This is a genomic window from Micromonospora maris AB-18-032 (assembly GCF_000204155.1).
GTDB classification, from domain to species: Bacteria; Actinomycetota; Actinomycetes; order Mycobacteriales; family Micromonosporaceae; genus Micromonospora; species Micromonospora gifhornensis.
Map to the genome: position 1 here is coordinate 5,237,478 of NC_015434.1, position 14,085 is coordinate 5,251,562.

The 14,085-nt window shown below is 72.0% G+C and carries 11 protein-coding genes and 1 pseudogene; all 12 read right to left on the bottom strand.

Annotated elements, in window-relative coordinates:
* Nucleotides 1-278: 278 nt before the first annotated feature.
* Entirely contained in the window at nucleotides 279-1,346 is a 1,068-nt protein-coding gene (locus VAB18032_RS23055; RefSeq protein WP_013735336.1) for a polyprenyl synthetase family protein, read from the bottom strand.
* Nucleotides 1,343-2,731, bottom strand: a complete 1,389-nt coding sequence (locus VAB18032_RS23060) for an alkaline phosphatase family protein (protein WP_013735337.1) — start codon at nucleotides 2,729-2,731, stop codon at nucleotides 1,343-1,345. The genes VAB18032_RS23055 and VAB18032_RS23060 overlap by 4 nt, the downstream gene beginning before the upstream one ends.
* Nucleotides 2,728-3,918 (bottom strand): metabolite traffic protein EboE, encoded by a 1,191-nt coding sequence (gene eboE / locus VAB18032_RS23065; protein WP_013735338.1) that lies wholly within the window; start codon nucleotides 3,916-3,918, stop codon nucleotides 2,728-2,730. The genes VAB18032_RS23060 and eboE overlap by 4 nt, the downstream gene beginning before the upstream one ends.
* Entirely contained in the window at nucleotides 3,918-4,769 is an 852-nt protein-coding gene (locus tag VAB18032_RS23070; RefSeq protein ID WP_013735339.1) for a TatD family hydrolase, read from the bottom strand. The genes eboE and VAB18032_RS23070 overlap by 1 nt, the downstream gene beginning before the upstream one ends.
* On the bottom strand, nucleotides 4,769-5,386 hold the full coding sequence (locus tag VAB18032_RS23075) for an EboA domain-containing protein (protein WP_043721671.1): 618 nt from the start codon (nucleotides 5,384-5,386) through the stop codon (nucleotides 4,769-4,771). The genes VAB18032_RS23070 and VAB18032_RS23075 overlap by 1 nt, the downstream gene beginning before the upstream one ends.
* Before the next feature lie 35 nt (nucleotides 5,387-5,421).
* Nucleotides 5,422-6,483: a sugar phosphate isomerase/epimerase family protein gene (locus VAB18032_RS23080; RefSeq protein WP_081476191.1), complete on the bottom strand. Its 1,062-nt coding sequence runs from the start codon at nucleotides 6,481-6,483 to the stop codon at nucleotides 5,422-5,424.
* A pseudogene (locus VAB18032_RS23085) lies at nucleotides 6,480-7,419 on the bottom strand (SCO3242 family prenyltransferase). The gene VAB18032_RS23080 and the pseudogene VAB18032_RS23085 overlap by 4 nt, the downstream one beginning before the upstream one ends.
* Entirely contained in the window at nucleotides 7,403-8,563 is a 1,161-nt protein-coding gene (locus VAB18032_RS23090; RefSeq protein ID WP_013735341.1) for an inositol-3-phosphate synthase, read from the bottom strand. The pseudogene VAB18032_RS23085 and the gene VAB18032_RS23090 overlap by 17 nt, the downstream one beginning before the upstream one ends.
* Nucleotides 8,564-9,021: 458 nt before the next feature.
* Complete coding sequence (locus VAB18032_RS23095; protein ID WP_043725458.1) at nucleotides 9,022-10,197, bottom strand: Gfo/Idh/MocA family protein; 1,176 nt, start codon at nucleotides 10,195-10,197, stop codon at nucleotides 9,022-9,024.
* 56 nt (nucleotides 10,198-10,253) lie between these two features.
* Nucleotides 10,254-11,297, bottom strand: coding sequence for a substrate-binding domain-containing protein (locus VAB18032_RS23100; protein WP_013735343.1), 1,044 nt, complete (start codon nucleotides 11,295-11,297; stop codon nucleotides 10,254-10,256).
* Between the two features lie 94 nt (nucleotides 11,298-11,391).
* Nucleotides 11,392-12,501, bottom strand: coding sequence for an ABC transporter permease (locus VAB18032_RS23105; protein ID WP_013735344.1), 1,110 nt, complete (start codon nucleotides 12,499-12,501; stop codon nucleotides 11,392-11,394).
* The gene (locus tag VAB18032_RS23110; RefSeq protein ID WP_013735345.1) at nucleotides 12,498-14,066 is read right to left on the bottom strand and encodes a sugar ABC transporter ATP-binding protein; all 1,569 of its coding nucleotides are present in this window, start codon (nucleotides 14,064-14,066) and stop codon (nucleotides 12,498-12,500) included. The genes VAB18032_RS23105 and VAB18032_RS23110 overlap by 4 nt, the downstream gene beginning before the upstream one ends.
* Nucleotides 14,067-14,085 lie beyond the last annotated feature (19 nt).

The following is a 14,085-nucleotide window of genomic DNA, read 5'->3' on the forward strand; positions in this document are numbered from 1 at the left end:
CTGACGGGTAAAGCCAGGCGGGGCGCGCGCCGTCGCGCCGAATGCCGTAGCGGGGGGGATTGCCCGGACGACCGATGGCCGGGGTGCATGGTCGCGCGGGGATGGAGACGGGTCAGTCCGAGGTTCCCGCGCCGCCGGTTCACCTCATCGAAACATTTCGGTACCGGCTATGACACTAAGTGGCATTCGTCGATGTGTCCATACCTTCCGCCGAGGATGCATGGACTTTCGTTTATATGATCAGAAGTTGGGGAGGTTCCGAACGATCCACCTGCACGTCAACGGTGGCGGTCGACCGCCTGAGCCGCCAACGCGGTAAGCGCCGCCCGACTCTCCGGCGTCACAGTTGTCTGCGCCAGAGCGGCCAACGCGGCGTCGGCCCGGACCTGGATCATCTGCTCGATCGTGGTACGCGCACCGGTGCTCTCGATGATCTCGCGCAGCTCGGCGGCGCCCTCGGCGTCCAGGTCAGGATTGCCGAACAGCTCCCGCAGCCGGGCACTCTGCGCCCGGTTCGCCGCGTCGCGGGCCAACGCCATCATCACCGTCGGCTTGCCCTCGCGCAGATCGTCGAGGATCGACTTACCGGTGACCGCCGGATCACCGAAGACCCCGAGCACGTCGTCACGCAGCTGGAAGGCGTCGCCCAACGGGTCGCCGAACTCGGCCAGCGCGTCGACCAGCTCCGATGACGCCCCGGCCAACGTGGCGCCGATCTGCAACGGCCGGGTCACCGTGTACCGGGCCGCCTTCATCCGGATCACGGTGAGCGCGCTGGCCACCGAGCCGCCCCCGACACCGGAGACCAGGTCGAGGTACTCCCCCGCGATCACCTCGGTACGCATCAACGAGAAGACGGCGTAGCCCCGGTGCACCGACTCGGCGTCCAACCCGCACTCGTGGAACATCTGGTCCGACCAGGCCGCACAGAGGTCGCCGCAGAGCAGGGCGGTGTTGCGCCCGTACGCCTCCGGGTCGCCCCGCCAGGACGACCGGGTGTGCAGGTCGGCGAAGATCCGGTGCACCGAGGGTTCGCCCCGACGGCGGTCGCTGCCGTCGAGGATGTCGTCGTGGATCAACGCGAAGGCGTGGAACAGCTCCAGCGCCGCGGCGGCGGTCACGATCGGGGTGCTGTCCGGGCCACCGGCCGCCCGCCAGCCCCAGTAGCAGAACAGCGGTCGCAGCCGCTTGCCGCCGGCCAGCACGAAGCGGTGCAGCGTGGTGAAAACGCCCCGTGGCGCGCCGTCCGGCCAGTCCGGGTCCTGCCGGTCGAGAAAGGCGGTCAACTCCGCGTCGAACCGGGCCCGCAGTTCGTTCGCGTCCGTCGGAGTGATCGTGGCCGTCACAGCGCCTCCAGTCCGGCCAGCTCCAGCAGCAGCCCCTTCACCTCCGTGGCGGCGATGCGGTCCCGGGCCGGCGACGGGTCGGAGCAGAGCAGCACCGGCCCGTCAGCCGGGTCGGTCGGCAGCCGACCGTGCGAGCCGCGTACCGCCCGCGCACCGGCGTCCAGGCCGACCACGCTCATCAGGTACCGCATGCCCAGCTTCTTGCGGGCCAGCGCAACGGCCGCCCGTCGCTTCGCCGCGCCCGGGGCGGCCGGGTCGAAGAACAGCTCCGCCGGGTCGTACCCGGGTTTGCGGTGGATCTCGACCAGCCGGGCGAAGTCCGGCGCCCGGGCGTCGTCGAGCCAGTAGTAGTACGTGAACCAGGCGTCCGGCTCGGCCACCAGCACCAGTTCACCGGCGCGCGGATGGTCCAGCCCGTGTGCCGCCTTGCCGTCCGCGTCGAGCACCTCGGCCACCCCGGGCAGCCCGGCGCAGAGCTTGGCCACCGCCGGCACGTCCGCCGGATCGCGGACGTAGACGTGGGCGATCTGGTGGTCGGCGACCGCGAACGCCCGCGACGTCCACGGGTCGAGGTACTCCATGCCGGCCTGGGTGTGCACCCGCAACAGCCCTTCGGCGCGCAGCAGCCGGTTCACGTCGACCGGCCGGGAGACGTCGGTGATGCCGTACTCGGAGAGCACCACCACCGTCGTGTCCCGAGCCTGCGCGGCGTCCAACAACGGCGCGAGCACCCCGTCCAGTTCGGCTGCCGCGGCGGCGGCCTGGGGTGCGGACGGCCCGAAGCGTTGCAGGTCGTAGTCCAGGTGCGGCACGTAGACCAGGGTCAGGTCGGGAGACTGCTCGGTGAGGATCTGCTCGGCGGCCCGGCAGATCCAGCTCGATGACGGCAGACCCGCGCCCGGCCCCCAGTAGGTGAACAGCGGGAAGGTGCCCAGTCGCGCGGTGAGGTCGTCGTGCAGCTGCGGCGGATCGGTGTAGCAGTCCGGCTCCTTGCGGCCGTCGGCGTAGTAGACAGGCCGCGGGGTGACCGTCCAGTCGACGTCCGCGCCCATCGCGTACCACCAGCAGACGTTGGCCACCGTGTAGTCGCTGCGTACCCGCCGGGCGGCCTGCCAGAGCTTCTCCCCGCCGACCAGCGCGTTGTGCTGCCGCCAGAGCAGCACCTCACCGAGATCACGGAAGTACCAGCCGTTGCCGACGATGCCGTGCTCGGCCGGCAGCGCACCGGTGAGGAAGGTCGACTGCACCGAACAGGTCACCGCCGGCAGCACCGTACCCAGCTCGGCGGAGAAGCCGGTGTCGGCCACCGCGCGCAGCCGGGGCATGTGGGCCAACAGCCGCGGGGTCAGCCCCACCACGTCCAGCACCAGCAGTTTTCGGGTCATGGGGTAACCACCGTTTCGGTCGGGGTCAGCCCGAGGGCGACCAGTTCGTCGCGGGCGAAGGCCAACTCGGCGGCGATCCCGGCGGCCAGCTCCGCGTCGGTGCCGGGGCGCCGCGCGGCCGGCAGCACCCCCCAGGTGTACGTCTCGACGTCGAGGTGGTCGCAGCCGGCATCGACCCCGGCGAAGAGGGCGGCCAGTGCCGCGCGCAGCACCGGCAGGGTCGAGTCCAGCGGCGGTTCGGGCGGGGCGTGCAACGGCACGTGGTAGTGCACCCGCCACGGGCCGGGCAGCCCGGCGTCGAGAGCGAGATCGAGGTCGTCGGCGGCCCACCGGGGATCCGCCGGGTCGTGCGACCCGGCGCAGCCGACGGTACGGGTCTGGTGCAGGAACCGCGGCTCGACCCAGCGGCGCAGCGCGGCCGTCTCGCCCGCCGGGTCGGTGGCCTCCAGCGCGGCGGACACCTGCACCTTCACCACCGGCAGGCCGGCCGCGGCCAGCCGGTCGAGGGCGATGCTCGGCTCCTCCCACGCGCAGGCGAGATGGGCCAGGTCCAGGCAGACGCCGAGCCGCTCGGTGTCCATCCCGGACAACGCCGACACCGCCTGCGCGCTGCTCTCCACCACGCAGCCGGGCTCCGGCTCGAAGCCGACCCGGATCACCCGGCCGCTGTCCCGCTCGACCGCGGCCAGGCCGGCGGCGAGCTGGTCGAGACGCCGCCGGGCCGCGTCCGCACTGGCGGTGTCCCAGGGCGTACGCCAGGCCAACGGCAGGGTGGAGATCGAGCCTCGGGCGGCGTCGTCGGGCAGCAGGTCGGTCAGCACCCGGGCCAGATCCACTGTGTAGTCCAGCCGCTGCTGCGTGGTCCAGTCCGGCTGGTAGACCGCGCCCTTGACCACCGGCGCCTGGAAGGCGGCGTACGGGAAGCCGTTGAGCGTGACCACCTCCAGCCCCCGTACCGTCAACTCGGTGCGCAACCGACGGCGGGCGTCCGCGTCGGCGGCCAGTTCGGCGGCGACCGGGGCGGCCAGCCACAGGCCCAGGCCGAGCAGGTCGGCACCGAGCGCCGTACGGACCGGCAGCGCGTAGCGGTCGAGTTGGGCGAGGATGCCGGCGAGGTCCTCGGCGGGATGCACGTTCGTGCAGTAGCCGAGGTGGATGGTGCGCCCGCCGGCATGCCGTAGTCGCATCAGCCGCCGCCGCGCAGGATCGAGTTGCCGGCGAAGGTGGCTTCGGCACCGTCACCGTCGCTGAGGTCGAGCCGACCCGACTGCCCGTAGAACTCGATCGGGTTGCGCCAGAGCACCCGGTCGACGTCCTCGTCGGTGAACCCGGCAGCCAGCATCGCCTCGCCGGTGGCCCGGGTCAGCAGCGGATCCGACCGCCCCCAGTCGGCGGCGGAGTTGACGAGCATCCGCTCGGTTCCGTACGCCTTGAGCAGTTCGACCATCCGGGGCGGCGACATCTTGGTGTCCGGATAGATCGAGAAGCCGAGCCAGCAGCCGGTGTCCCGGACCTGCTTCACGGTCACCTCGTTGAGGTGGTCGACCACCACGCGCCCCGGTTCGATGCCGGACTCGGCGACCACGGCCAGGGTGCGGTCGACACCGCGGGCCTTGTCCCGGTGCGGGGTGTGCACCAGCGCCGGCAGGTCGTGGGCGACCGCCAGGGCGAGTTGGGCGGCGAAGGCGGCGTCCTCCTCCGGCGTCATCGAGTCGTACCCGATCTCGCCGACCGCGACCACGCCGTCCTTCTCCAGGTAGCGGGGCAGCACGTCGAGCACCGGCCGGCAACGCGGGTCGTTTGCCTCCTTCGGGTTGAGCGCGACCGTGGCATGGTGCCGTATCCCGAACTGCCCGGCCCGGAACGGCTCCCAGCCGACAAGCGAGTCGAAGTAGTCGGTGAACGATCCGACGTTGGTACGCGGCTGGCCCAGCCAGAACGCCGGCTCCACGATCGCCTGCACCCCCGCGGCGGCCATCCGCTCGTAGTCGTCGGTGGTGCGGGACGTCATGTGGATGTGCGGGTCGAAGATGCGCATCACGCCTCCCTGTGGTGCGGTTGGCTGCCGGCGGTCAGCCGGTCCAGCAGCGCGGTGGCGTCGTCGGGCATGCTCCGGCCCGCGGCCTGCCGTTCGGCGGCGAGCCCGGCGAGCATCACCGCCAGTTCCCCGTCGGCGCGGGCGTCGAGATCCGCCACCACCGCCAGCGGTACGCCGGTGAAGACGCACTTGAGCACCGCCTGCCGCCAGGTCGACGCGTCGAGATGTGCCGCGTACGGGCCGAGGGCTGCGGCGACCAGCCGGGTGTCGTTGGTACGCAGCGCGTCGTGCAGCAGCGGCACCCCGGCCGCACCGATCGGCAGCAGCGGCAACGCCTTGAGCACGGCCCGTTTCTCGGCGGCGTCGCCGGTGCGGTACAGCGCTTCGGCCCGCTCGGCGTGCTCGGCCTGCAGGTTGGCCAGCAGCAGCGCGCGGGCCGCCTCGTCAGCGGTCCACCCGGGCAGGTCGGTCAGCTCGGCCCGGCCGCAGCGCCGGCCGACCGCCGGGAAGAACCTCGTGATCGCCGACGGCTGTGCCGCGACGCCCGCCAGGGCCGCCACCAACCAGTCCGGGTCGGGTATGCCCCGCAGGGCCGCCCGCAGGTCGTCCGATCTCATCGCCGTCCTCACCCCTCTCATGTCGCGCTGCCTCGTCATCGCAGACCCGGGTCGTCCCCACGGCCCCTTTGCTCTGCTTCAACCCACGCAGCGGTCGCTGTCCGGATATCGGACGCCAGTGATGCGTCCGGTGAAGCAGAGCAAAGGGGTTCGGTAGGAATGTCGTCCGCCGCGGCGGCACGCTCAGCAGTGCCGGCCACCGGCGTGGCCAGGGCGGGCAGCGCGGTGGAGGCGATGCGGAGGTAGTCCAGCGATCGGGCTGCTACGGCCGGTGCGGCGTGCGAGTGGCGGGGCAGCTCGACCGCGACCAGGCCTCGGTAGTCGACCTCGCGCAACGCGGCCAGCACCGGCGGGAAGTCGATCTCGCCCTCGCCGAACTCCAGATGTTCGTGCGTACCGCGCCGCATGTCGTCGATCTGCACGTTGACCAGGTGGTTGCCGACGTCACGGACGCAGTCGGGCACGGACAGCGACTCCAGGCAGCGGCAGTGTCCGATGTCGAGGGTGATGCCCAGGCAGGCCGGTGCGCCGAGCGCCGCGTGCAGCCGCCGCCAGCCGGCGATGTCCTCGACCAGCATGCCCGGCTCGGGTTCGAAACCGAGCGTCACGCCGGCCCGGTCGGCCGCCTCGACCACTGTGGCACAGCCGGCCACCAGGCGGTCCCAGGCCAGGGTCGGTGCGACCGCCTCGGGGCGTACCCCGGCCCAGAAGGAGACCGCCTCGGCACCGAGGTCGGCGCCGATGGTTACGGCCCGGCGCAGGAACTCCACCCGCAGCGCGGCGTCGTCGTGCAGCAGTGTCGGGGCGTGCTTGCGCCACGGGTCGAGCAGGTACCGGGCACCGGTCTCGATCACCACGGCGAGGCCGAGGTCGGTCAGCCGACGCGCGACGGCGTCGACCCGCCGGGCCAGTTCCGGCGCGAACGGGTCGAGATGGTCGTGGTCCAGGGTCAGCGCGACGCCGACGTAACCGAGGTCGGCGATGACCGCCAGCGCGTCGTCGAGACGATGGTTGGCGAAGCCGTTGGTGCCGTACCCGAAGCGTAGGCCGCCAGGCCCGCCGACCGGGGGGACGGGCCTGCCCTCGGCAGCGGTCATGTCGGGGAGACCTTCCGGGCCAGCCGTCGAGCCAGTGGTGCCGCCGCCGCCACGGCCACCCCGAGCAGGCCGGCACCGGCCCGTGCGGTCAATGCGCCCTGCAGGGCGGGCAGACCGGTGATGCCGGCACCGACCGCCGCGCGGACCCGGCCGGCGGTGGGCTCGCTGACCACCCGAGCCTGCGCGGCGCCGTAGCGGGCGGCGTACCACCCGGCGAGAACGGCCGGCAGCGCCGCCACTACCGCGCCGACCGCACGGCGGCCGACTCCGAAGCGCTCGCCGCGGCGGGGGCCGTGCGCCTGCCGGGCGGCGGGGTCTTCCGCACGGAGGGCGGGGGGTACCGCGGCGCTCGCCGCGACCAGGGCGGTGCCGGCGAGCGTACGCAGCGGCAGCGCCTTGTCAGCGCCGTCGACCTCGCGTCGGGACAGGGCGGTGACGGTCCAGGTGTGTGCGGCCACGGTCACCGCTGCCGGTAGTGCCCGGAGCGGGCGGCCACCGGCGGCACCGAGCAGCACGTCCAGCCCACGGCAGGCGGCCATCACGGCCGGGCCGGCGGCGGTGTTCTTGGCCAGGAGGTCGTACCCCCAGATGGTGGCGGCCAGCGGCACCGCGACGGCGGCGGCGCGGCGTCCCCCGGCGGCGGCGGCGAGGCCGACGCCCGCGGCGGTGAGGCCGGCGGCGAGGCCGACCGCCGCGCCGGGGCTGATCCGCCCGCTCGGGATGGGCCCGCTCCGGGCGTTCGACCGCGTCCAGCTTTCGGTCGGCCCAGTCGTTGGCGGCCATGCCGGCCCAGTAGAGCAGCACCGACGCGGTCGCCAGAGCCGGCGTACGGGGACCGAGCGCGCCGGCCGCGGCGGCACCGGCGACCACGTCACCGGGCACCGAGAGGGCGGCCGGGGCCCGGACCAACTCGACGAGGTCAGCCACGCGGGTCATCGGTGCCTCCGGTGTGCAGCCGGTGGGCGAACTCGCACAGCCGGGTCCACTGGTCGGCCAGCGAGTGGGTGCCTTCCCCGAGCGGGTCCTTGAAGAAGAAGGCCAACTCGGTCAGCGGCCCGCTACGGCCGGCGGCGTGCGCGGCGGCGGCGAGCCGGGCCAGGTCGAGCACGAGCGGGGCGGCCAGCGCCGAGTCGCAGCCGTGCCAGGTGAACTCCAGGCGCATGCCGGTGCCGAGGAAGCCGGCGAAGGTGATCAGGTCCCAGGCGGTCTTGAAGTCGCCCAGTTCCTCGACGTAGTCGATGCGGGTGTCGCCCTGGGGCAGGTAGCCGAGCGTCTCGCCGAGCACCCGCTGCTTGCTGCGTACCTTGGCGGCGTTGGCGGCCGGGTCGGCCAGGGTGGCGCCGTCTCCCCCGCCGAGCAGGTTGGTGCCGGACCAGGAGCGCACGTGCAGGTTGCGCATCGCGAACATCGGAGCCAGTACGGACTTGAGCAGCGTCTCGCCGGTCTTGCCGTCGTGCCCGGCGTACGGCACCCGGTGCTGCTCGGCCAACGCGCTAAGCGCCGGCAGCCGCAGCCCGGTCGACGGGGTGAAGTCGACGTACGGGCAGCCCGCCGTCACCGCCGCGTACGCGTACAGCGAGCTGGGTGGCAGCACCTCGTCGGGGCCGGTGAGGGCGGCGCTGAGCGCGGCCGGGTCGGCGTGGGCGGGGTGTGGCTCGGGGGCCGCTTCGGTGGCCGAGACGTTGACCACCACGACCCGGGCCAGCCCGTGTCGGTCACGGAACCCGGTGAGGTCGCGGACGATCGCGGCGGCCCGGTCGGCCTGGCTGCCGTCGGTCGGCGCGGGACGCAGTTCCTGGTCGACCGCGGCCAGTTCCTCGGGCAGTGCGGCGACCAGTCGAGCGGGCAGCACCCCGGCGGCGGCGAGCGTCTCGGCCCGCTTGGCCAGTGGGGTGGCGACCACGTCGTGCCCGCCGAAGACCAGGTCGGAGAAGGTCGGTAGGGCGGGACCACCCACCGCGGGCAGTTCGGTGACACACCCGGTCGGCCTGGTCAGCCCGGCGCGCAGCGCGAGCGCCCCGACGATGCTGGTGGTCGCGACCGAGCCGCGCGCTCCCACCAGCCAGACACCCGTACGCATGGCGCTCCTTCCCGTTCGATGGGACCGTCCTGGGGATGTTGCGCCCCGTCCGCCGTCCGCTCCGATGCGAGTCACCGACCGGCGCCGACGTCGGCGGCGTCACCGCCGGACCGGCGACCCGGAGCGGTACGGACGGACGGGGCTGGCAGGCAGCGACGGTCGGCGTCTCGCCTCTGCCTACCCGCATCCGGTCCGGCCGCATGGCAGCGCGACCGGCCGGACGACGACTGAAACTCCTCCGGTGGTAGCCCCGGGTGGGTCCTGGGGCCGGTTGGTGACGAATCGGGCGGCGGTCCTCCGGTGCGGCCGGGGAATCCCGGTCCGACCGCACCGGAGGAACCGCATTGCTCGTGCCTTGCGGGCCGGGCAGCCCGAGGGCACGTCCTCCGGTACCCGACCCGTTCCGGCTGCGGGGCGCAACCGCGGCCGGCCCTCGCCGGTCGGGTACCGAAGGTGGCTCAGGCGGTGGCCGTCGCCAGTGCCGGCTCCACAGCGGTCCACAAGGACCCCAGTTCGGCCGACCGGACCACCGCGTCCAGCACCAGTTGCACCTGCAACGCCTCGGCGAAGGACGGGCTCGGGTCGACCCCGGTCGCCACCGCCTCGATGAAGTCGCGCATCTGGTGGGTGAAGGAGTGCTCGTACCCGATGATGTGCCCCGGCGGCCACCAGGCCGACAGGTACGGGTGATCGCTCTCGGTCACCAGGATCCGGCTGAAGCCCTGCTCGGCGGCGGGTCGCGTCGCGTCGTAGTACTCCAGCTCGTTGAGTCGCTCCAGGTCGAAGGCGACGGTGCCCAGCGACCCGTTGATCTCCACCCGGAGAGCGTTCTTACGCCCGGTGGCGAACCGGGTCGCCTCGTACGTGGCCAACGCTCCACCGTTGAGCCGGGCGACGAAGATCGCCGCATCGTCAACGGTGACCGGTCCGGTGGCGGCGCTGCCCCCGTCGGTCTGCGCGGCCAACCCGCTGGACTCGCTCGGCAGCGGCCGTTCCTTGACGAACGTCTCCGTCACCGCGCTCACGCCGGTGATCTGCTGGCCGGTGACGTACTGGGTGAGGTCGATGATGTGCGCACCGATGTCACCGAGCGCGCCGGAGCCGGACACCTCCTTACGCAGCCGCCAGACCAGCGGGAACTGCGGGTCCACGATCCAGTCCTGCAGGTAGGTGGCCCGCACGTGCCGGATCTCGCCGAGCCGCCCCTCGGCGACCAGCTGGCGCATCAGCGCCACCGCGGGCACCCGCCGATAGTTGAATCCGCACATCGACCGCGCCCCGCCGGCGCGGGCGCTGGCCGCCGCGGCGGCCATCTCCTGTGCCTCGGCGACTGTGTTGGCCAGCGGCTTCTCGCACAGTACGTGCTTGCCGGCGGCCAGCGCGGCCAACGCGATCTCGGCGTGGCTGTCACCCGGTGTGCAGATGTCCACCACGTCGATGTCTGGTCGGGACACCAGCTCCCGCCAGTCAGTGGTGTGCTCGTCCCAGCCGAGCCGGTCGGCGGCCTCGGCCACCTTTCCGGAGTCCCGGCCGCAGATGAGCGCCATCCGGGCCCGCGCCGGCAGGTCGAACACCCGGTTCACGGTGCGCCACGCCTGTGAGTGCGCGGCGCCCATGAACGCATAGCCGACCATGCCGACCCGCAGTTCGTTGTCGTTCGTGGACAAGGTTGGGTCTCCCCCCGGTCGTGTCAGAACCCGAGCTTGAGGTAGTTGCTCGCGTTCTCCTTGGTGATCGTTTCGGAGGCGAGGACGATCTCCTTGGGCACCTGGAGCTCCACCAGGTCGGACATGCCCCGCTCCTGGCCGATCAGCCGGGCCAGCGAGATGGCCGAGGAGGCCATCGACGGGCTGTAGGTCACCGTCGCCTTGAGCACCGTGTTGTCGGCCTGGATGTCCTCCATCGCCTTCTTCGAGCCGGCGCCGCCGACCATGAAGAACTCGTTGCGGTTGGCCTGGCTGATCGCCGCCAGGACACCGATGCCCTGGTCGTCGTCGTGGTTCCAGATCGCGTCGATCTTCGGCAGGGCCTGGAGCAGCTGGCTCGCCTCACGCTGCCCGGAGTCGACGGTGAACTCGGCCGCCCGCCGGTTGGCCACCTTGAAGTTGTGCTGGGCCAGGGTGTCGTTGAAGCCCTGCGTACGCTCCTGGGTCAGCTCCAGCGAGTCGATGCCGGCGATCTCGGCGATCACCGGGTTGCTGATGCCCTTGGCCTTGAGCTGCTCGACGATGAAGGTGGCGGCGGCCACGCCCATGCCGTAGTTGTCGCCCTTGATCTGCAACCGGTACGCCTTGGCGTCCGGGAAGGCCCGGTCCAGGTTGACCACCGGGATGCCGGCTGCCATCGCCTCCAGGCCGAACGAGTTGAGTTCCTTGCCGTCGTGCGGCAGCAACACGATCACGTCGGGCTTCTGCGCGATCAGCGTGGACAGCGCCGCCCGCTGGGCCGCCGCGTCCGCGCCGGCCTCGACCGTCTTGAACTCCACATCGGAGTACGCGGCGGCCTGCGCCTTGGCGTTGTTGGTGATCGCGGCGATCCAGCCGTGGTCGGCGGCCGGGGCGGAGAAGCCGATGGTCACCCGCTTGCCGGGCTCGGAGTTGCCGCCGCCCTCGGCCGCCTTGGTCTGCGCCTCGGTCGGCGTGGCCTGTTCGTTGCTGGTGCAGCCGGCGAGCAGTACGCCGGCCCCGACGGCCGCCCCGCCGAAGAGCAGCCGGCGGCGACTGTGCTGGGTCATCACGACCTCCTGATTATCAGTGGTGGAGAGGGAATTTGGGTGTGCGAGACCCGACCACCGTCGATGTGCGCCGGTGATCTGGGTGAATCGGTGTTCAGCTGGTGGTCAGCCGGTTGTTGCGACGGAAGAACTGGGACAGGCTGCCGAACTGGACCTGCTGGATCAGGACGGCGGCGACGATGATGCCGCCCTTGACCATGTTCTGGGCCTCGGTGGAGAGGCCGTTGATGGCGAAGAGGTTGGTGATGGTGGCAAAGATGATCACACCGAGCAGGGAGCCGACGATGGTGCCCCGCCCGCCGCTGAGCAGCGTGCCACCGATGATCACGGCAGCGATCGCGTCCAACTCGTAGAGGTTCGCCATCGCCGCCTGGGCCGAGGTGGCCTGGGCGGTGAGCATGATGGCGGCGATGCCGCAGCACAGTCCCGACAGCACGTAGAGCAGCAGGGTGTGCAGCTTGACGTTGATACCGGCCAGCCGGGCGGCCTCCGGGTTGCCACCGACGGCGACCGTACGCCGGCCGAAGGTGGTGCGGTTGAGCAGCACCCAACCGGCGATGACCACCGCGGCCAGGATGTAGACCAGCAGCGGGATGCCGAGCAGGCTGTTGCTGGCGATGCCGTTGATGGTGCTGTTCTGCGAGATCTGGGTCTGCTTGTCGGAGATCTCGGCGGCCAGCCCTCGGGCCGCCACCAGCATGGCCAGCGTGGCGATGAACGGCACCAGTCGCCCGTACGCGATGAGAGTGCCGTTGACCAGGCCGACCGCCATCCCGACGACGATCGCGGTGAAGATCATGCCGGCGGCGCCGAAGCTCTGCGTGGCCACAGTGGTGCACCAGACCCCGGCGAGCGCGACGATCGCGCCGACGGAGAGGTCGATGCCGCCGCCGATGATGACGAAGGTCATCCCGACGGTGACCACCCCGACCACCGAGGCGAGCTTGAGGATGCTGAGCATGTTCGCCCAGACCCAGTCCGGGTTGGAGTAGAGGTCCGAGCGGGTCGCCGCGCCGATCACGAACAGGATCAGCAGCACCCCGATCAGGGCCAGGTTGCGCCGTGCCCCGTCACCGCCGTCGCCGTGCCACCAGGACAGTCGAGCGGTACCGGCCGATGCCTTGTGCCCAGCCACCTCCGTCTCGGCCGGGTCAACCGGCGGCGACTGCGCCGGCAGCTTGGTCGTGGGCGGACTATCGGTCATGCCGCTGCGCCTTCCATCAGGGACCCCGACATCACGAGGTCGAGGACGGTGGATTCGTCGAGTTCGGCGGCGGGAGCGGTACGCACGACCCGCCCCTCCCGCATCACCAGCACCCGGTCGGCCAGGCCGAGCACCTCGGGCACCTCGCTGGAGACCAGCAGCACCCCGACGCCCTGCGCGGCGAGTTCCCGGATCACCTGGTACAGCTCGGCTCGGGCGCCCACGTCCACGCCCCGGGTGGGTTCGTCAAGCAGCAGCAGCCGGGTGCCGCCGAGCAGCCAGCGTCCGACCACCACCTTCTGCTGGTTGCCACCGGAGAGCGTGCGTACCGGCCGGTTCACGTCGCGCGGCCGCATCTCCAGGCTCTCGGCGATCCGGTCGGCCTCGGCCCGCTCCTTGCCGATGTCGGTGAAGCCGAGCCGGGCGTAGCGGGCGAAGGTGGCAAGCGTGACGTTGCGGTAGATCGGCTCGCCGAGCAGCAGAGCCTGGCTCTTGCGCTCCTCCGGGGCCATGCCCAGACCGGCCCGTACGGCCGCACCGACACTGCCGGGCCGCAGCGCCTTGCCGGCCATCCGCACGGTGCCCGACTCGGCGCGACGGGCGCCGTAGATGGTCTCCAGCACCTCGGAGCGGCCGGAGCCGACCAGCCCGGCGATGCCGACGATCTCGCCGGCCGCGACGGTGAGCGAGACGTCGGCGAACTCGCCGGATCGGGTCAGCCCGTCGACTTCGAGCAGCTTCTCGCCGACCGTGGTGTCGGCGGAGGGCTCCGGGAAGACGTACTCGATGGTGCGGCCGGTCATCCGGGAGACCAGGTCGCGGGTCGGGGTGTCGCGGGCCGGCAGGTTCGCCGCGGTGGTCCGGCCGTCCTTGAGGACGGTGACCCGGTCGCCGATCTCGCGGATCTCCTCCAACCGGTGGGAGATGTAGATGACCGCGATGCCCTGTGCGGTCAGCTCACGGATGATCCGGAACAGGTTCTCGACCTCGTCGTGGGCGAGCACCGCGCTCGGCTCGTCCATGATGATCAGTCGGGCCTCGTGGGAGAGCGCGCGGGCCATGCTGACCACCTGCTTGCCGGCCGCCGGCAGCGCCCGGACCATCCGCCCGGGCGGGATCTCGGCGTGCCCGAGGCGACCGAGGATCTGCCGGGTACGGCGGGCCATGTGGCCCCGGCGGATGAAGCCCAGGCTGCGCGGCTCGTGGCCGAGGAAGGCGTTCTCGGCCACCGACAGGTCCTCGACCAGGTCGAGTTCCTGGTAGATGGTGGCGATGCCGGCGCGCATGGCGGCCTGCGGGTTGGCGAAGCTGACCGGCTGACCCCGCCACTCGACCAGCCCCGAGTCGGGCCGGTGCACCCCGGCGAGCACCTTGATCAGGGTGGACTTGCCGGCGCCGTTCTGCCCGAGCAGGCAGTGCACCTCGCCCGCGCGGACCTCCAACTGCACCCCGTCCAGGGCGCGTACGCCGGGGAAGGTCTTCACCACGTCGGACAGCCGCAGCACCACCTCACCGGCGACGGCGTCGGCGGGTGCCTCGACCAGGGGACGTCCGGTTTCGCTCATGCCGGCTCTCCACTCCACT